15 protein-coding genes are annotated in these 17,490 nt (G+C 70.8%); 12 read left to right on the top strand and 3 right to left on the bottom strand.

All coding sequences use genetic code 11. From position 1 onward, the window contains the following. Positions 1-27: 27 nt before the first annotated feature. The 3 genes from ACGFNU_RS04730 to ACGFNU_RS04740 all read left to right on the top strand — a co-directional run bounded on the left by ACGFNU_RS04730 (position 28) and on the right by ACGFNU_RS04740 (position 2,522). Positions 28-1,119, top strand: coding sequence for an SPFH domain-containing protein (locus ACGFNU_RS04730; protein ID WP_392590177.1), 1,092 nt, complete (start codon positions 28-30; stop codon positions 1,117-1,119). 321 nt (positions 1,120-1,440) lie between these two features. Beyond that, positions 1,441-2,208, top strand: a complete 768-nt coding sequence (locus ACGFNU_RS04735; protein ID WP_392590179.1) for a sulfite exporter TauE/SafE family protein — start codon at positions 1,441-1,443, stop codon at positions 2,206-2,208. Between the two features lie 80 nt (positions 2,209-2,288). Next, positions 2,289-2,522 (top strand): hypothetical protein, encoded by a 234-nt coding sequence (locus tag ACGFNU_RS04740; protein ID WP_392590181.1) that lies wholly within the window; start codon positions 2,289-2,291, stop codon positions 2,520-2,522. A gap of 27 nt (positions 2,523-2,549) precedes the next feature. Here the strand turns inward: ACGFNU_RS04740 and ACGFNU_RS04745 are convergent, their stop codons facing one another. Further along, complete coding sequence (locus tag ACGFNU_RS04745; protein ID WP_392590183.1) at positions 2,550-3,470, bottom strand: Rieske 2Fe-2S domain-containing protein; 921 nt, start codon at positions 3,468-3,470, stop codon at positions 2,550-2,552. A gap of 312 nt (positions 3,471-3,782) precedes the next feature. Here ACGFNU_RS04745 and ACGFNU_RS04750 point away from each other — a divergent pair, with 312 nt between their 5' ends. Then, entirely contained in the window at positions 3,783-4,097 is a 315-nt protein-coding gene (locus tag ACGFNU_RS04750; protein ID WP_392590185.1) for a hypothetical protein, read from the top strand. 30 nt (positions 4,098-4,127) lie between these two features. Here ACGFNU_RS04750 and ACGFNU_RS04755 read toward each other — a convergent pair whose 3' ends face one another. Then, a complete protein-coding gene (locus ACGFNU_RS04755) occupies positions 4,128-6,383 on the bottom strand; it encodes a molybdopterin oxidoreductase family protein (protein ID WP_392590187.1) in 2,256 nt (751 codons plus the stop codon). 291 nt (positions 6,384-6,674) lie between these two features. On the opposite strand from ACGFNU_RS04755, the gene ACGFNU_RS04760 reads away from it, so the two are divergent. From ACGFNU_RS04760 to ACGFNU_RS04795, 8 genes are all read left to right on the top strand, one after another. After that, on the top strand, positions 6,675-7,118 hold the full coding sequence (locus ACGFNU_RS04760) for an NfeD family protein (protein WP_392590188.1): 444 nt from the start codon (positions 6,675-6,677) through the stop codon (positions 7,116-7,118). Positions 7,119-7,217: 99 nt separating this feature from the next. Next, entirely contained in the window at positions 7,218-8,285 is a 1,068-nt protein-coding gene (locus tag ACGFNU_RS04765) for an SPFH domain-containing protein (RefSeq protein WP_392591007.1), read from the top strand. 250 nt (positions 8,286-8,535) lie between these two features. After that, positions 8,536-9,576 carry an alpha/beta hydrolase gene (locus ACGFNU_RS04770; RefSeq protein WP_392590190.1) on the top strand — a complete coding sequence of 347 codons (1,041 nt, stop codon included), beginning with the start codon at positions 8,536-8,538 and terminating at the stop codon, positions 9,574-9,576. A gap of 96 nt (positions 9,577-9,672) precedes the next feature. Then, the gene (locus ACGFNU_RS04775; RefSeq protein WP_392590191.1) at positions 9,673-10,749 is read left to right on the top strand and encodes a CapA family protein; all 1,077 of its coding nucleotides are present in this window, start codon (positions 9,673-9,675) and stop codon (positions 10,747-10,749) included. A gap of 136 nt (positions 10,750-10,885) precedes the next feature. Continuing rightward, positions 10,886-11,965, top strand: coding sequence for a CapA family protein (locus ACGFNU_RS04780; RefSeq protein WP_392591009.1), 1,080 nt, complete (start codon positions 10,886-10,888; stop codon positions 11,963-11,965). A gap of 32 nt (positions 11,966-11,997) precedes the next feature. Then, positions 11,998-12,756, top strand: coding sequence for a MerR family transcriptional regulator (locus ACGFNU_RS04785; RefSeq protein WP_392590193.1), 759 nt, complete (start codon positions 11,998-12,000; stop codon positions 12,754-12,756). A 91-nt stretch (positions 12,757-12,847) separates the two neighbouring features. Continuing rightward, on the top strand, positions 12,848-14,662 hold the full coding sequence (locus ACGFNU_RS04790; protein ID WP_392590194.1) for an SDR family oxidoreductase: 1,815 nt from the start codon (positions 12,848-12,850) through the stop codon (positions 14,660-14,662). A gap of 421 nt (positions 14,663-15,083) precedes the next feature. Then, positions 15,084-16,040 (top strand): LCP family protein, encoded by a 957-nt coding sequence (locus ACGFNU_RS04795; RefSeq protein ID WP_392590195.1) that lies wholly within the window; start codon positions 15,084-15,086, stop codon positions 16,038-16,040. An 82-nt stretch (positions 16,041-16,122) separates the two neighbouring features. Here the strand turns inward: ACGFNU_RS04795 and ACGFNU_RS04800 are convergent, their stop codons facing one another. After that, positions 16,123-17,457 carry a GH1 family beta-glucosidase gene (locus ACGFNU_RS04800; protein ID WP_392590197.1) on the bottom strand — a complete coding sequence of 445 codons (1,335 nt, stop codon included), beginning with the start codon at positions 17,455-17,457 and terminating at the stop codon, positions 16,123-16,125. Between the last annotated feature and the right edge of the window lie 33 nt (positions 17,458-17,490).

Below are 17,490 nucleotides of genomic sequence, written 5' to 3' on the forward strand. Positions count from 1 at the left end.
AAAGGGAAGCCGACTTACGATCCAGGAGTGACCCCCACGCTGATCCTGACCGTCGTGCTCATCGCGGTCGGCGCGCTGGTGCTCTACCGCTCCGTGCGGATCGTCCCGCAGGCGACGGCCGACATCATCGAGCGCTTCGGCCGCTACCACCGGACGCTCAACGCCGGGCTCAGCCTCGTGGTGCCGTTCGTCGACCAGGTCCGCAACCGCGTCGACCTGCGCGAACAGGTCGTCCCGTTCGCCCCCCAGCCGGTGATCACGGCGGAGAACCTCGTGGTCAGCATCGACACGGTCATCTACTACCAGGTCACCGACACCAAGGCCGCCACCTACGAGGTCGCCAACTTCCTGACCGCGATCGAGCAGCTGACCGTCACCACGCTGCGCAACATCATCGGCGGCATGGACCTCGAACGCACCCTGACCTCCCGCGAGGAGATCAACACCGAGCTGCGCGGCGTCCTGGACGAGGCCACCGGGCGCTGGGGGATCCGGGTCAACCGGGTCGAGCTCAAGGCCGTGGATCCGCCGGACTCCATCAAAGAGGCGATGGAGAAGCAGATGCGCGCCGACCGCGACAAGCGCGCCTCCATTCTCACCGCCGAGGGCCAGAAGCAGTCCGCCATCCTGACCGCCGAGGGCGAGCGCACCTCCGCCGTTCTCCGTGCCCGCGGCCAGGCCGAGGCCGCGGTGCTGGGGGCCGAGGCCGACGCCAAGGCCCAGGCCGCCCGCGCCCGCGGCCAGGCCCAGGCCATCGCCACCGTCTTCAAGGCCATCCACGAAGGCAACCCGGACGAGCGGCTGCTCGCCTACCAATACCTGCAGACCCTTCCGCGCATCGCCGAAGGCAACTCCAACAAATTGTGGATCGTGCCCAGCGAAATGGGCAAAGCGCTGGAGGGGCTCGGCGGCTTCTTTGGAGCGGTCAAGAGCACGGCCGACAACGCCGCCGGCAACGCTGTCAACAGCGCCGCCGGCAATGCCGCCGGCAACGATGGCGCCGCCCAGGTCCCGTCTCCCCGGTCCGAACCTCCGGCGCCCATCTCTGCCGAACCGAGCGAACTCGACGGCCCGCCCCGTCCCCGCGACGAGGACGACTACCGTCCCTACTCGCCCTGATCGCCGACGTCGCACGCCGCCCCGATCCCGCAGGCCCGCCGCCTCTGTTCCGAAGGCTCACCTCCCCCTTTTCGCAGGCTCGCCGCCCCCTGTTCCGTAGGCCCGCGCGGGGCTGCCGCACGCTCACCGCCGCCGCCTGTTCCGCAGGCTCGCCGCCCCTCGTTCCGCGAGCCCGCGCCTCTGCCGCACACCGGATAATCGTTGCGGAGGGTATGCGAATGTGTTCGTACGGTACGTTCGTGCACCCGGTGGCGGGTCGTGAGCTGGGCGTTCCCTACCATCGGGAAGCCGTAACGGAGTCGCACAGCTGGGTGGATCGGTTTGGACGTGCTTGACGTGGCCGCCATCTTCGCGGCAGGGGTCGCCGCGGGGGGTATCAATACGATCGTCGGCTCGGGGTCCCTGATCACGTTCCCGACCCTGGTGGCGCTCGGCTATCCGCCGGTGGTGGCCAACGTCTCCAACAACATCGGGCTCGTGCCCGGGTCGGTGACGGGGGCGTACGGGTACCGGCGGGAGCTCAAGGGCCAGCGCGAGCGGCTGCTGCGGCTGGGCACCGCCTCGTTCACGGGCGCGCTGATCGGCGGGGCGCTGCTGCTGGGGCTGCCCGCCTCGGCATTCAAGATCATCGTTCCGGTGTTGATCGTGATCGCGCTGGTGCTGGTGGTCGTCCAGCCCCGGCTGCAGGCCTGGATGCTGGCGCGGCGGGAGAACCACCATCCGCACGGCGGGCCCTGGCTGTGGGTGGGAGTCCTCGCGGCGGGCGTGTACGGGGGGTACTTCGGCGCCGCGCAGGGGATCGTGCTGATCGCGATGCTCGGGATCGCGCTCGATGACGATCTCCAGCGGGTGAACGCGGCGAAGAACGTCCTGTCGGGCGTGGTCAACAGCGCGGCGACGCTGCTGTTCATCGGAATGTCGATCTTCGGAAACACGAGGATCGACTGGCGGGCGGTGCTGCTCATCGCGCTCGGCTCGACGGTGGGCGGGGTGCTGGGAGCCAAGGTGGGACGCCGGATCCCGCCCCTCGTGCTGCGCGGCGTCATCGTGGTCGTGGGCCTCGTGGCGATCATCAACTTGCTCCGCTGACCAGCGGTTTCGAGGGTTCGAGTCACCTTTATCCGGGTATATGTCGAATATATGTTCGATAAGGTGAGGGGCCTCCAGGGATGAAGGGTGACAGGGTCGAGATCGTGATCGATGCCGGCGGCGAGGGCGTGCGGACGTACGAGGTCGTCGCCACCCGGGCCGGCCGTCGCGTCGAGGTGTCCAACCGGCGCGGGGTGGTCGAGGTCAGCGAGGTGACCCGTACCGGGACCGCGGTGCGGACGGCGAGGTTCATGGCCAGCCGGGTGCTGGCGCTGGTCGAGCAGCCGATCTCCGACGGCGAGCCGGAGCCCTAGAGACGACGCGGGCCTGGGCGGTCGGCCCTAGGGGACTGGGCGGACCTGGACGGTGCCGTCGTCCAGGACGCGGGATTCGAAGGAGGGCTGGCGGCCGGTCGCGGGGCCGTGGACGACCGACCCGTCGTCGACGCGGAAGGTACTGCCGTGCCAGGGGCACACCACGCAGGGGTCGTCGTTCTCGTCGGTGACGATGCGGCCCTGGTGGAGCGGGCCCGCCAGGTGGCTGCAGCGGTCGGCGAGGACATGGATGTCGTCGCCGCTGCGCAGCACGAAGAGGCTGATGTAGCCGAGGCGGCGGTGGACCGGCCAGCCGTCGGGCAGTTCGGAGGCCGAGCACAGGTCGTGCCAGCCGAGGGGCACCAGGTGGGCGATCTGGTCCGCGTGGCTGGCGCCTGCGCCCTGCCTGAACGCCAGGTGCCCGCCGAGGAAGCCGCCCGCGAGCAGGGCCGTCAGGCCCGCGTATCCGAACGCGCGCCCGGCCGCGTCGCGGCCCTGGTGACGGGCGAAGAGGGAGGCCGTGTAGAGGAGGCTCGCGCCGGCCGTCCCCATCGCGTGCACGAGGCCGACGCGCTGCTGTTCCCTGTGGAGGGCCGACCAGTCGGCCAGGCCGGTGAGCGCCGTCGGCACCGCGCCCGCGAGACCGGCGGCCACCAGGGCCTTGGACGCGCGTTCGGTGCCGGGCAGCAGGTCGAGGACCGCCGCCGAGATCCAGCAGCCCATGGGGAGGTCGGTCAGCGGCGGGTGCGCGGGATGGCCGCCGGGGACCCCGTGCAGCGCGTCCTTGACGGTCCCCGGGCGCAGTACGCGCTGGACGGTCCCCGAGATCGTCCGGATGGCACGGTCCAGTCCCTGGGCGTGCGCCAGGCTCTCGGCCAGGTCCACGGGGTGGGGTCTGGCCGGCTGCCGGGCGCCGCGCCGGAAGAGTTTGCTCGCCCGTCGGTTCACTGTCCCCTCCTTGGGTGCGCATTCCGGTCTCGATGAAGAGGGCCGTAATGGGACGCGTCATGCGACATTAGTCTCCGCCCGTACCTCCGGCCACTCGGGGGGAACGGCCGACGGCCCCCGTCGCGAGCCGTGAGGACGCGGAGAGACACCCACGATGTCTGGTACCTACCAATGGGTAAGAAGCCCTAAACCACGGGTTCCGGTCAACTCCCCGGACGGTGCGGACCCCGGCCGCCCAGCGCCTTCAACGGGAGAGGGCAATCGCTTACAGTGAAAGGCGACTACACCGCGACCTGGGCGAGGCCGAGCCTCATGGACGTCCCTCCGCCGCCGGAGACCGCCGAAGCGGTCCCGCCGGAGTACGCGAAGATCGAAGATCCCTTCCGGGCTTCCGTCGAGACCATCGAGCTGGAGTTCCCAGGCTGGAGCGCTTGGCGCAGCGACACGGGTCGCTGGTGGGCGTTCCGTACCGCCGCCGACCCCCTCACCATCGAGCAGCTCCGCGCGGGTCGCCGCCTGATCGTTCAGGCCGACACCGTCGAGGAGCTCCACGCCGCCGTCCGCGCCGAGATCGAGTCGGCGAGGGGTGGTTCGGCGTCCGGCAGCGGCTCGTCCAGGGCGGTGTGACCCGGGCGGTCGTGCGCGACCGCCCGGGGCTCAGAGGGCTTCGAGGATGACCGGGACGCCGTTGAAGACCGCCGTGCCCGAGAGCGGGTCGATCTCCCGGTCGTCGGTGACGGCGTTGACGTTGACCCCCGCGTTCCGGCTCGCGACGCCCGTCCGGGTGCCGGGCCTGTCGTGGCCCCAGCCGTGCGGGAGGCTCACCACGCCCGCCATGACCGTGGCGGTGGGCTCGGCGACGGCCTCGATCGTGCCGGAACGGGACGTCACGCGGACGAGGTCGCCGCCCTGGACGCCCAGGCGTTCGGCGTCGGCGGGGTTGAGCTGGAGCGTGCAGGTGTTGGAGCCGCGCACCAGTTCGGGGAGGTTGTGCAGCCAGCTGTTGTTGGACCGCAGGTGGCGGCGGCCGATCAGCAGCAGCTCGCCGGAGCCGTTGGACGCACCGGCGTCGGACGCCGCGTCGGCCGCGGCGTCGAGGGCGGCGTGGAGCCGGTCGGCGTCGGCGGCGAACGAGGGCGGGCAGAGCTCGATCCGGCCGGACGAGGTGCACAGGACCTCGTCGAGACGCGGCTTCAGAGCGCCCAGGTCGAGGCCGTGCGGGTGCTCGTCGCGCAGCCGGGCGAGCGTGAGGCCGGCCGGGTCGGCGCCGAAGCCGTCGCCGTACGGGCCGAGGCGCAGCATCATGTCGAGCCGCTGCTCGGTGGTCGTGGCGGCGGTGTCGAGCATCTTGCGCAGCTCATCGGGATCGCGGCCCTCGACCGGTGATCCTTCCAGGGCCGACGCCTTCTTCAGCGTGCTCATGATGATCATCTCGTCCAGCGCCGCCGTGGTGGCGTCCATGCCCGACGCGATCACGGCGAGGCGGCCGAGGATCTCGGCCTCGCTCGGACGGCCGTCTGGCAGCGGCAGCGCGGGCGGCGAGTACCGCACGTAGTCGCGGACCGTGAAGCCCAGCAGCGCCAGGTCGTAGTGCGGCGTCTGCGCCGGCCGGGGCGGCGGGAGGATGACGTCGGCGTGCCGGGTCGTCTCGTTCAGGTACGGGTCGACGCTCACCATGAACTCGAGCCCCGCCAACGCGCGGTCGAGCCGGGCGCCGCCGGGCGCGGACAGGACCGGATTGCCGCCGATGGTGATCAGCGCGCGGATCTGGCCCTCGCCCGGGGTCTCGATCTCGTCGGCCAGCGTCGCGACCGGCAGCTCGCCGTTGACCTCGGGCAGGTTGCGGACGCGGCTGCGCCACCGGCCGGTGTTGAACGGGCGCTTGCGGCGGTAGACCGGGGAGTGCGCGGAACGCGGGAACATCGCGCCGCCCTCGCGGTCGAGGTTGCCGGTGAGCACGTTGAGAGCGTCGACGAGCCAGCTGTTGAGCGTTCCGTACGCCTGGGTGCAGGTGCCGATGCGCCCGTAGACGGCGGCGTGGCCGGCCGTGGCGAGCTCGCGGGCCATGCGGCGGATGTCGGCCGCGGGGATGCCGGTGATCCCGGCGACCCGTTCCGGCGCGAAGCCGACGGCGAGCGCGCGCAGGTCGTCCAGCCCGTTGATCCGGTCCGCGAGGCCGTCGACCCGGGTCAGGTCCTCGGCGAACAGGGTGTGGACGAGCGCGATGAGCAGGTAGGCGTCGGTGCCCGGCCGGATGAAGACGTGCTCGTCGGCGAGCGAGGCGGTACGGGTGCGCCGCGGATCGACGACCGTCACCTTGCCGCCGCGCTTGGAGATCGCCTTCAGCCGTCCGGGGAAGTCGGGCGCGGAGCACAGGCTGCCGTTCGACTCCAGGGGGTTGGCGCCCAGCATGAGCAGATGGTCGGTGCGGTCGAGGTCGGGCACCGGGATGGCCAGCGGGTCGCCGAAGACGTGGCCGCTGCTGACGTGCTTGGGCATCTGGTCGGCGGTGCTGGCGGTGTAGACGTTGCGGGTGCCGAGCGCCTTGATGATGGCCGCGCCGTAGAGGGGGCCCGCGATCGAGTGCGCCGTCGGGTTGCCGATGTAGATGGCGACCGCGTCCTTGCCGTGGCGCTCGACGACCTTGGTGATCTCCCGGCGCACGGTCGCGAACGCGTCGTCCCAGCCGCCGGCGACGTGGTGGTCGTGGTCGCGGAGCATCGGCTCGGCCAGCCGGTCCGGGTCGCCGTCGAGCCGCCCGAGCGTCGCGCCCTTGGGGCAGATGAACCCCTTGCTGAACGGGTCGCGCTTGTCGCCTCTCACCCCGGTGACCGCGCCCCCCTCGTCAAGGGTCAGCTCCAGGCCGCACAGGGCCTCGCAGAGCGGACAGGTGCGGTAGGCCGTGCTGCTCATCGAGATGCTCCTTGTAGCCGGGAACGTACCAATCATGACCTGCGACACCTCTGCCGCGCCAATTACCCGCACGGTAAACCTGTTGCGGCATGCCTGGTCAGGACCCGTGGCCCGGACCGGAACCCGGGTCGTCCCGTCCGGAAACCCCACCCCCCGACCCGTATCCCTCCAGGGTCGCATCGGCGGGCCGGCGCGACCTGACGCAGGAAGGTCGGACGGAGGCATGGTCGGGAGGACTTTTCCGGAGTTACCTTGACTTTAAGGACATCAGGCCGCCTCTAAGGAGTCGTCATGGAGGCGTGGGTCGCCTGGCTGATCGTGGCCGCCCTGCTCGGGATCGCCGAAGTGCTGACCCTGACGCTCGCGCTCGGCCTGCTCGCCGTGGCCGCGATGCTGGCCGGGCTGGCGGGTGCCGCCGGGTTGCCGGTCGGCCTGCAGGTCGTGGTGTTCGCGGCGTCCTCGGTCGCCGGTCTGGCGCTCGTCCGGCCGATCGCGAAGCGGCACATCAAGCAGCCGCCGCCGCTGCGCTCGGGGACCGCCGCGCTGGTCGGCCGCGAGGCCGTCACGCTCACCGAGGTCAGCCGCGCGGGCGGACGCGCGCGGATCGGCGGTGAGGAGTGGACGGCCCGGCCCTACGACCCGGACCTGGTCATCCCGGCGGGACGCGTCGCCGACGTGCTGGCCATCGAGGGTGCCACCGCGCTGCTCTACCCGGCCGAGCAGCCACCGGACTGAGCCGGGACCGAGCCGGACGAGGAGGTCCGCATGACCGAGATCACCCTGGCGATCCTCATCGCGCTCGTCTGCGGGCTGGCCGTGCTGGCCGTCACGGTGATGCGCTCGGTCTGGATCATCCCGCAGGCACGGGCGCGCAACGTCGAGCGGCTCGGGCGCTACAGCCGGACCCTCCAGCCCGGGATCAGCTTCATCGTCCCGTTCGTGGACCGGGTCAAGCCGCTGATCGATCTCCGGGAGCAGGTCGTCTCGTTCAAGGCGCAGCCCGTCATCACCGAGGACAACGTGGTCGTCCACATCGACACCGTGCTGTTCTTCCAGGTGACCGACCCGCGGGCGGCCGACTACGAGATCGTCAACTACATCCAGGCGATCGAGCAGCTCACCGCGACGCAGTTGCGCAACGTCATCGGCACCCTGGACCTGGAGGCCACGCTGACCTCGCGGGACCGCATCAACACGGCGCTGCGCGGGGTCCTGGACGACGCCTCCGGCAAGTGGGGGATCCGGGTCACCCGGGTCGAGATCAAGGCGATCGAGCCGCCGGCGTCCATCAAGGACGCGATGGAGAAGCAGATGCGCGCCGAACGGGAGAAGCGCGCCGCGATCCTCACCGCGGAGGGCGTCCGGCAGTCGAAGATCCTCACGGCGGAGGGGGAGAAGCAGTCGGCCATCCTGCAGGCGGAGGGCGCCAAGCAGGCCGCGATCCTGGAGGCCGAAGGCCAGGCCATGGCGATCGAACGGGTCTTCACCTCGATCCACGACTACGATGCCGACCCCAAGCTCTTGGCCTATCAGTATCTGCAGACCTTGCCGAAGCTCGCGCAGGCCAAGGGCAGCACGTTCTGGGTGATTCCCAGCGAGATGACCTCGGCGTTGCAAGCGGTCTCGCAGGCTTTCGGCGGCTCGATCGAGCCAGCCGAGAGTGCCGCCCGGCCCAAGCCCCGCCATTCGGGAGGCCCGGCGATGGAGCGGCCCGGCGTCGGACGGCCCGGCGTGGAACTGACCGGCGGGCCACGGGCCGACGTCGAACGGACTGCCACGCAACGCGAAGTCGCCCCCGCGACTCCGCCGTTCGAGTTGGCGCCCGGGCAAGAATGGCCCGCCGGGCTGCCCGCCGCCGTTCTCCCCGCTGCCGCCGGACGGAATGACGAGGTACGGGATTAATTGGAGTCGGCGCCAATAGTCACTCATTGATATCGAGTGATAACGAATGTTCGTGCTGGCCCATCCGTGACCGCTCGTTTTTGTCACAAGATGCATAATTTCCGTCGCCCAAGTGGCGCGCGCCGCGTAGTGTCGCCGGAATGATCTTCTCGGCTAGCGTCTCGGAATCCGCCATGAGGCAGGCGTTCGCTTGCCGGAGGCGCGTCCCGGCCGCTCTGCCGGGACCGGGGACTGACATCGGAGAAGAAGTATGGCGAGTGAACGCCGCCGCATGCGCATGGCCGCCATGGCGACGACCCTCACCGGAACGGTGGTGGCGGGCGGGCTCCTGCCGGTGACCGGCGCGAACGCCGCGGCGCTCCGCAAGGCGGACACCGGCGCCGCCATCACGGCCCAGAAGCGGCTCGACGCGCGCACTTTCGACGCCACCGTGCGTTCGCCCTCACTGCGCAGGTCGGTGAAGGTCCGCATCATCACGCCGAAGGGCTGGTCCCGCACGTCGAAGAAGCGCTGGCCCGTCCTCTACGCCTACCACGGCGGCAATGACAATTACGTCTCCTGGACCCGCAGCACCGACATCGAAAAGCTCGCGGCCCGCTACAACGTGATGGTCGTGATGCCGGAAGGCGGCACGAACGGTTCGTACGCGGACTGGTACAACTACGGCAAGGGCGGAACGCCCAGGTGGGAGACCTTCCACACCAAGGAGGTCATCCAGCTCATGGAGCGGAACTACCGCGCGGGCACGGCGCGGGCCGCCATGGGTCTCTCGTCCGGTGGCCAGGGCGCCGTCACGTACGCCGCACGGCATCGGGGGTTGTTCAAGTACGCCGCTTCCTACAGCGGCGTCGTGCATCTCACCAAGCCGGGGATTCCGGCGATCCTGATGGCGGAGGGGCTGGTCTTCAGCCCCGGGCAGGACCCGTTCAAGATCTGGGGTAACCCCGACAAGCACGCCCGCAACTGGCAGCAGCACGACCCTTACGTGCTGGCCAAGAACCTCCGTGGCACCGGGATCTATCTGTCTGCCGGAACGACGGGAAACCCTGGGAAGCACGACCCGCCTTACGTGGGCTGGGAGTTCGTCAAGGCACGGCTGGTCGGCGGCATCAGCGAGGCCGTCGCCGGGGCGACCACGGTCTCGCTGGCCACACGCCTCAAGCAGCTCAAGATTCCGGTGACCACCCACATCTACAAGAACGGGTGGCACCAGTGGCTCTACTGGATCGAGGAGATGAACCGCTCCTGGCCGCTGATGATGAAGTCCATCGGAGCCAAGCGCGTTTCCTGACGTCGACAAGCCCGATTCCGGCCTGAACCGGCCCGAACCCGACCCCTCGTCGCGGCATCCAAGCAGGAACACAAGGCTGCGAACGGGGAGGCCGCGATGCCGGTCAGGCGTGGGGTCGGGCGTGGGGCAGGGCGGTTCGCCGCTCTCGGGGCGGTGCTGACGCTGAGCGCGGCGGTGAGCGGTTGCGGGCTGCTGGGGGCGTCCGCCACGGGGAACGGCGGGGGCGCCAAGCACCCGTTCACCATCGCCTTCGGCGGGGACGTGCACTTCGAGGGGGAGCTCTCGACGAGGCTCACCTCCTCGCCCGACACCGCGTTCGGGCCGATCGCGGCGCAGTTCCGCCAGGCGGATCTCGCCATGGTCAACCTGGAGACGGCGGTCACCACCGGCGGGACGCCCGCGCCCAAGGACTACACCTTCCGCGCCCCGCCGACCGCCTTCCGGGCGCTCAAGTCCGCGGGCGTGGACGTGGTGACGATGGCCAACAACCACGGCATGGACTACGGCGACACCGGGCTCCAGGACTCCCTGGCGGCGAGCAAGCAGGCCGGATTCCCCGTCGTGGGCATCGGGCGGAACGCGGGCGAGGCGTACCGGCCGTACAAGGTCACGGTCAAGGGCGCCCGGGTCGCGGTCATCGGCGCCACCCAGGTCCTCGACGACAATCTGGTCGAGGCGTGGACCGCTACCGACGCCAAGGCCGGGCTCGCCTCGGCCAAGAACGCGCCGCGTCTCGTCCAGGTCGTACAGCAGGCACGCAAGGAAGCCGACGTCGTCATCGTCAACCTGCACTGGGGACAGGAACGTAACTCCTGCGCCACTCCGGTACAGCGGCAGCTCGCCGCCCAGCTGGCCGACGCGGGCGCGGACGCCATCGTGGGCAGCCACGCGCATGTGCTGCAAGCCGGCGGTTACCTCAAGGGCAAGTACGTCCACTACGGACTCGGTAACTTCGTCTTTTACAACTCCAACGGCCCGACTGCCCAAAGCGGAGTCCTCACCCTCACGTTCGACCCCAAGGCCAAGGCCACGCGGGTCACCAAGGCCGACTGGGCGCCGGCCGTGATTTCCGGCGGTGTCCCGCAGCCCCTCACCGGGACGCTCGCCCAGCAGGCCCGTACGCAGTGGGAAGGGCTTCGCAACTGCGCCGACGTCAAGGCCCGGCCCGCCTGACCGGTCTCACGCCGCGCGTCCGGGGTGATGTTTCACGCGATGTTTCACGTGGATCTTGATCCGGAGACCGTCGGTGCCGCATGGCATGCTGGGCCGAGGCGATCACGAGGGCGAGGGTCCGATGCACAGGAACGTTATGGCGATGACCGCCGTGACCGGAGCGCTGGCCCTGGCGACGGGAGCGTGCAGCAGCGGGTCCGGCAACTCCGAGGCCGAGGGCGACACGGGCCCCACGAAGCCCGCGGCGCCCGCCACGTCCGCACCTCCGAAGCAGGCACCAGCGGCCAAGCAGCCGATCGTCATCGCCTTCGGCGGCGACACGCACTTCGAGGGCTACCTCAGGTCCCGGCTGGCCAAGCCCGCCACCGCCCTCGGCCCCATCGCCAAGACGCTCCGCGCCGCCGACCTCGCCATGGTCAACCTGGAGACCGCCATCACGACCGGCGGCACGCCCGCGCCCGGCAAGGAGTTCACGTTCCGCGCGCCCGCGTCGGCGTTCGCGGCGTTGCGCGCCGCCGGGGTGGACGTGACGTCCATGGCCAACAACCACGGCATGGACTTCATGGACTCCGGGCTGCGCGACTCCCTCAAGGCGATCCGCCGGACGGGCTTCCCGACGGTCGGCATCGGCAAGAACGCCGCCGAGGCCTACCGGGCGCACCAGGTGACCGTGAAGGGCAACCGGCTCGCGATCATCGGTGCCACGCAGGTGCTCGACGACCACCTGATCGAGGCCTGGACGGCCACCGAGACCAAGGGCGGCCTCGCCTCCGCCAAGGACGTGCCCCGGATGGTGAAGGCGGTACGTGCGGCGCGCCAGGGCAACGACTACGTGATCGTCCATCTGCACTGGGGCGAGGAGCTCAAGGCATGCCCGCTGCCGCGTCAGCAGGATCTCGCCAAGCAGCTCATCGCGGCTGGCGCTGACGTGGTGGTCGGTGGGCACGCACACGTTCCGCTCGGCGGTGGCTACCTCAAGGGCAAGTACGTTCACTACGGCCTGGGCAACTTCGTGTTCTCCTCGGCCGCGGGCAAGACCGCCAGCTCCGGTGTCCTCCAGCTCAAGCTGCAAGACGGCAAGGTCTCGGCCGCCAAGTGGAAGCCCGCCCGCATCTCGTCCGGCCTTCCGATGCCCCTGAGCGGAGCCGCCGCGACCGCCGAGGTCAAGCGCTGGAACGCCCTCCGTTCCTGCACCGGCCTCACCGCCGCCCCTTAGCCTCCCGACCGGCTTGCCAGCGTGGGGTGCGAGTGACAGATCTCCTGCCGATCGGGCGGTTCGCCCGCCTGTGCCGGCTGAGCGTCAAGCAGCTGCGGCACTACGATGACCTCGGCCTGCTGGCCCCCGCCTGGGTCGATCCGGCCTCCGGCTACCGCTACTACCGGCCTGACCAGGCCGGAGAGGCCCTGTCCATCGGTCTTCTCCGGTCGCTCGACGTGCCGCTGCCTGACATCGGAAAGGCGCTGTCGTCTGGAACCAGCGCCCTCCAGGCGGTCCGTGACCGGATGAAAGCCGATCTTGCCCGCCGCCGCAAGGCGCTCGATCTGCTCGAACGCGTGCTCGCCGAAGGACTTCCCAGGGCCGACGTCACCGTCGTCCGCGAGCCGGCGCGCAGGGTCTTCGTCGAACGGGACACGGCGACGCCCGCCACCATCGGCGCGGCGACGTCGCGGTGCGTGGCCCGGTCGCTGGCGGCGGTGACGCCGCACGGCCCGCTGATCGGGCTCTTCCCGCTCGATCTTGCGGACGAGTTCACGGTCGCCATCGCCGCCGAGACCGACGACGACCGTGCCGATGAGGTCCTCCCGGGCGGCTCATACGCGGTGGCCACGCATGTCGGCCCGTATGACCGGATCGCCCTGACCTCACACGGCCTGCTCACGTGGTGCGCGGACCACGGGCATCTGCCGATCGGGCCTCTGCGCGAGGTCTATCTCAACGCGCCCACCCTGACACCGCCCGAACGGCTGGTGACCCAGCTCATGATCCGGCTGGACGACGGAGCATGACCGATCGATCGTCGTGCTCGCGGTCTGGACAGCTCACCTGAGGGGCGTACGTTCGCAACTGGAAGGGCAGCCTCACCCGCGGAGGTGCAAGATGCGTGATCACCGCGTGAGATCAGGCGAGATCGAGCTGGCCGTGCGCGAACGGGGAGCGGAGCACGGGCCACCCGTGGTCCTCGTCCATGGATATCCCGACACCAGCGCGGTCTGGGACGAGGTGGCCGAGGCGCTCGCGCCCCGGTTCCGCGTGATCGCCTACGACGTCCGCGGGGCCGGTGCCTCGACCACCCCCGAGGACCCGCTCGACTACGCGCTGGACGCGCTCATGGACGACCTCGCGGCGGTGCTCGACGGCGTCGGCGTCGACCGACCGGTGCACCTGGTCGGCCACGACTGGGGCTCGATCCAGGGCTGGGAGGCGGTGGCCGGCGGACGTTTCACCGGCCGGATCGCCTCGTTCACCTCGATCTCAGGTCCGGCCCGGCAGCATGTCGGGCAGTGGGCACGGGAGACGGCGCAGCTGGGGCCGCGCGGGGTCATGGAGGTCCTGGGGCAGGCACGGCGCAGCGCGTACATGCCGCTGCTGATGGCCCCGCGGGCCGGCGAGCTGCTCGCGCGGGCCATCCCGCTCGTGTTCGAACGCGGGATGCGGGCGATGGAGGGCGCCGAGCCGCGTCCCGGCCACCCGGCGCCGACGCTGCACCGCGACGCCCTCAACGGGCTGGGGCTCTACCGGGCCAACATGGGGCGGCAGAACCCGCCCGAGGGCGAGGCCCGCACCGACCTGCCGGTCCAGCTGATCGTGCCGACCAAGGACCGGTACGCCGTGCGCAGCCTGCTGCTGTCGGCGCGGGGCAGGGCGAGCCGGCTGTACGTGCGGCGCGTCCCGGCGGGGCACTGGGTGGCGCGCAGCCATCCGGACGTGGTGGCCCGGTGGATCACCGAGTTCGTCGAGCACGTCGAGGGCGGGCCGGAGACGCAGGATCTCCTGCGGGCCCGCGCGGCGGGCGAGCCGGGCAAGGACTTCGGCGGCCAGCTCGTCGTGGTCACCGGCGCCGGCAGCGGGATCGGCCGGGCCACGGCGCTGGCCTTCGCGGGCGCGGGTGCCAGGGTCGTGGCCGCCGACATCGACGAGGGCGCGGCCAAGCACACGGCGGACGAGATCGCCGCGAACGGCGGTGAGGCCAATGTCTACCGGGTCGACGTGGCCGATGCGGATGGGATGGAGCGGTTCGCTGACTACGTCCGTGCCACGTTCGGCGTGCCGGACGTCGTCGTCAACAACGCGGGCGTCGGGATCGGCGGAGCGCTGCTCGACACCGACGAGGAGGCCTGGGGACGCGTCCGCTCGGTCAACCTGGACGGTGTCTACCGGGGCTGCCGGTTGTTCGGGCGGCAGATGGCCGAACGGGGCGAGGGCGGCCACCTGGTCAACCTCGCGTCGATGGTGGCGTTCGCGCCCAGCGCCGGTCTGCCCGCCTACGCGATCACCAAGTCGGCCGTCCTCCAGCTGAGCGAATGCCTCCGGGTGGAGCTGGAGCCGGACGGCATCGGCGTCACCGCCGTCTGCCCCGGCGTCATCAACACTCCGATCGTGCGCCACACGAAGTTCGTCGGCATGCCTCCCGCGGTCGCCGAGCAGCTGCGCGAACAGGCGATCCGGCTGTTCGAGCGCCGTGGCCACCCCCCGGAGCAGGTCGCTGAGGCGATCATGCGCGCCGTCCAGCACAACCGAGCCGTGGTCCCCGTCGCGCCCGAGGCCCAGGCCAGCCGCATGCTCTCCCGGGTCTCGCCAGGTGCCGGACGAGCCCTGGCCCGCTTCCGGCGCCGCGTCGGCGAACGAACCCAGCAACGCCTAGAACGCGAAGCCCCCCAAGACGAGATCACCCGAGGCCCAGAAGACGCCTAACCACCCAACACCAGGCCGCTCTACGCCGGGCCGCCTCTGGGGGCCCGGTGTCGGGGCGTGGTCGGTTGGGGGGAGGCGGGAACTGATCGCGGGAGAGGACCGTTTAACCGGCTGAGAGGCAGGCAAGGTGCTCGGCACCGGCGCCGAGGGTTCATCGGGAGCACCCTCGGCACCGGTTGACCGGGCCGCAGCCGTACGCGATCAGGGCTACTGGTCGGTGCGTGAGCCGGGCCGCGGCCGCCAGGTGGTCCTCCACCTGAGCGAAATTCCCTGGAGACACGAGGCGCCGCCTCGCATGTGAGTGGCCGTTTTGCCGTCAGGCAAGCGGTTCCTGTCGATTCCCAGTCCTGCCGAGGTGAGCCTCGCGGCGGGTCTGGCACGTACCTCGGAGGGGGTGCGAGACAACCTGGAGGTACGAGAGATGAGCAGGCACCGGGCTGCCCGGCGGGGGCCGTCCAAGCGCATGCGCTGGTCGCTGAGCATCATGGTCGCCCTCCTGGGCCTGATGACGGTCGGCGCGTACGCGGTGTACACCGGCCTGGACGGCAACATCCGGCACGTGAGCGCCGAGGACCTGGGCGACCGGCCGCCCAAGCGCACCAAGGCCGAGAACTTCCTCGTCGTGGGCTCCGACAGCCGCGCCGGGGCCAACGCGCAGTACGGGCGGGAGGACGGCGCCCGCACCGACACCATGATCCTTTTCCATGTGCCGGCGAGCGGGCAGAACGTGCGGGCGATCAGCCTGCCGCGCGACTCGATGGTGCGGCTCCCCGCCTGCAAGAGCCCGGCGGGCACGGTCGTGCCGGCCCGGACGGGGATGATCAACTCGGCGTTCAACACCGCCGGGCTGTCCTGCGCCTGGAAGACCGTCGAGGCCACCACCGGGATCCGGGTCGACCATGTGATGGAGATCGACTTCAGCGGGTTCAAGAGCATGGTCGACGCCCTCGGCGGGGTCGACCTCACCATTCCGAGGGCCATCAACGACCCCAAGGCCAAGCTCAGGCTCGCCGCGGGCCGGCAACATCTGGACGGCGAGCAGGCCCTCGCCTACGCCCGCGCCCGGTACACCGTCGGTGACGGCTCCGACCTCTCCCGGATCAAGCGCCAGCAGCAGCTCATGAGCGCCATGGCCGCGAAGGCCAAGTCCGAGCTCGCCAATCCGGCCAGGCTCTACTCGTTCCTGCGCGCCGCGACCAAGTCGATCACCACCGATCCCGGGCTGAGCCTGCGCTCGATGTACGACCTGGCGCGCAGCACCGGCGACCCTTCCACGATGAAGTTCGTCACCGTGCCGGTCGAGCCCTACCCGCTCGACCCGAACCGCGTCCAGTGGACCCAGCCCGCCGCGCAGCGGCTCTTCGCCCGGCTGGCGTGATCCCCTGAGGCATGGCGAGCCGGGCCATAGGCCCCCGCCCGATGGCCCGGCACGTCATGCCTCAGTTCGATGGTTCGTCGGTTCAGCCGCGGCACGCGGTGATCAGATCCCGGTACCAGCCGTACGAGCGCTTCGGCGTGCGACGCAGGGTCTCGTAGTCGACGTGGACCAGGCCGAACCGCGGGCCGTACCCCTCGGCCCACTCGAAGTTGTCCATGAGCGACCAGGTGTAGTAGCCGCGAACGTCCACGCCGTCGTCGATGGCGTCGCGCACGGCCCCGATGTGGGCGTCCAGGAACTCGATCCGGGCCGTGTCGTCCACGGTGCCGTCGGGCCCGGCCTCGTCCGCGAACGAGCAGCCGTTCTCGGTGATGTAGACCGGCGGCAGGGCGTCCCCGTACCGGTCCCGCAGCCCCCGCAGGAGGTCGCCGAGCGCGGCGGGCACGATCGGCCAGCCCATGCCGGTGACTGGACGGCCCTCGATCTCGGTCATCTCGAACGGCAGCGGGCCGTCTTGTGGCGGGGCGGCCAGGCGGGTCGGCTGGTAGTAGTTCACGCCGAGGAAGTCGATCGGCGATGAGATGACCGCCAGATCCTGGTCCTTGACGAAGCCCGCGAGGTCCGGGCCGCCGACGGCGCCGAGGTCGGGGTAGGCGCCGCGCAGGACGGGGTCGGTGAAGAGCCCGTTCATGAGCGCGTCGAACGCGCCGGCGGCGGCCAGGTCGGCGTCGCTCGCCGGGTCGGCGGGCCAGGCGGGCGAGTAGTGGTTGGTGATCCCGATCTGGCGCGCGCCGCGGCCGCGCAGGGCGTTGACGGCGAGTCCGTGGCCGAGCAGCTGGTGGTGCGCGGTGGGGAGCGCGTCCATCATCAGTGCCTGGCCCGGCGCGTACACGCCGAAGGCGTAGCCGTAGGCCATGACCACGACCGGCTCGTTCAGCGTGATCCACTTGTCGACGCGGTCGCCGAGGCGTTCGGCCACGAGGTAGGTGTACTCGGCGAACCGGTAGGCCGTGTCGCGGCTCATCCAGCCGCCCGCGTCCTCCAGCGGCTGGGGCAGGTCCCAGTGGTAGAGCGTCGCGGCGGGGGAGATGCCCCGTTCGAGCAGGCCGTCCACCAGGCGCTCGTAGAAGTCCAGGCCCTTGGGGTTGACGAGGCCGCTGCCGGCCGGCTGGACGCGCGGCCAGGCGACGGAGAAGCGGTAGGAGTCGACGCCGAGCCCGGTCATCAGCTCCAGGTCCTCGGGCCAGCGGTGGTAGTGGTCGCACGCGACGTCGCCGGTGTGGCCGTCCTTCACCCGGCCGGGCGTGTGCGCGAAGGTGTCCCAGGTCGAGGGTCCGCGGCCGTCCTCGCCGACCGCGCCCTCGATCTGGTACGCGGCGGTCGCGACGCCCCACTGGAAGCCCGCCGGAAAGCCCATGCGATCCCCTCTCCCCACCCGAACCACCCGAAA

Source organism: Spirillospora sp. NPDC048911, assembly GCF_043198015.1.
In the GTDB taxonomy this organism is placed as follows: Bacteria; Actinomycetota; Actinomycetes; order Streptosporangiales; family Streptosporangiaceae; genus Spirillospora.

What these genes read in the sequence shown, in the direction of transcription:
- ACGFNU_RS04740 (WP_392590181.1), top strand. Translation starts at nt 2,289, where the DNA reads ATGAAGGGTGACAGGGTCGAGATCGTGATCGATGCCGGCGGCGAGGGC.
- ACGFNU_RS04750 (WP_392590185.1), top strand. Translation starts at nt 3,783, where the DNA reads ATGGACGTCCCTCCGCCGCCGGAGACCGCCGAAGCGGTCCCGCCGGAG.
- ACGFNU_RS04755 (WP_392590187.1), bottom strand. Translation starts at nt 6,383, where the DNA reads ATGAGCAGCACGGCCTACCGCACCTGTCCGCTCTGCGAGGCCCTGTGC.
- ACGFNU_RS04760 (WP_392590188.1), top strand. Translation starts at nt 6,675, where the DNA reads ATGGAGGCGTGGGTCGCCTGGCTGATCGTGGCCGCCCTGCTCGGGATC.
- ACGFNU_RS04765 (WP_392591007.1), top strand. Translation starts at nt 7,218, where the DNA reads ATGCGCTCGGTCTGGATCATCCCGCAGGCACGGGCGCGCAACGTCGAG.
- ACGFNU_RS04770 (WP_392590190.1), top strand. Translation starts at nt 8,536, where the DNA reads ATGGCGAGTGAACGCCGCCGCATGCGCATGGCCGCCATGGCGACGACC.
- ACGFNU_RS04775 (WP_392590191.1), top strand. Translation starts at nt 9,673, where the DNA reads ATGCCGGTCAGGCGTGGGGTCGGGCGTGGGGCAGGGCGGTTCGCCGCT.
- ACGFNU_RS04780 (WP_392591009.1), top strand. Translation starts at nt 10,886, where the DNA reads ATGGCGATGACCGCCGTGACCGGAGCGCTGGCCCTGGCGACGGGAGCG.
- ACGFNU_RS04790 (WP_392590194.1), top strand. Translation starts at nt 12,848, where the DNA reads ATGCGTGATCACCGCGTGAGATCAGGCGAGATCGAGCTGGCCGTGCGC.
- ACGFNU_RS04795 (WP_392590195.1), top strand. Translation starts at nt 15,084, where the DNA reads ATGAGCAGGCACCGGGCTGCCCGGCGGGGGCCGTCCAAGCGCATGCGC.
- ACGFNU_RS04800 (WP_392590197.1), bottom strand. Translation starts at nt 17,457, where the DNA reads ATGGGCTTTCCGGCGGGCTTCCAGTGGGGCGTCGCGACCGCCGCGTAC.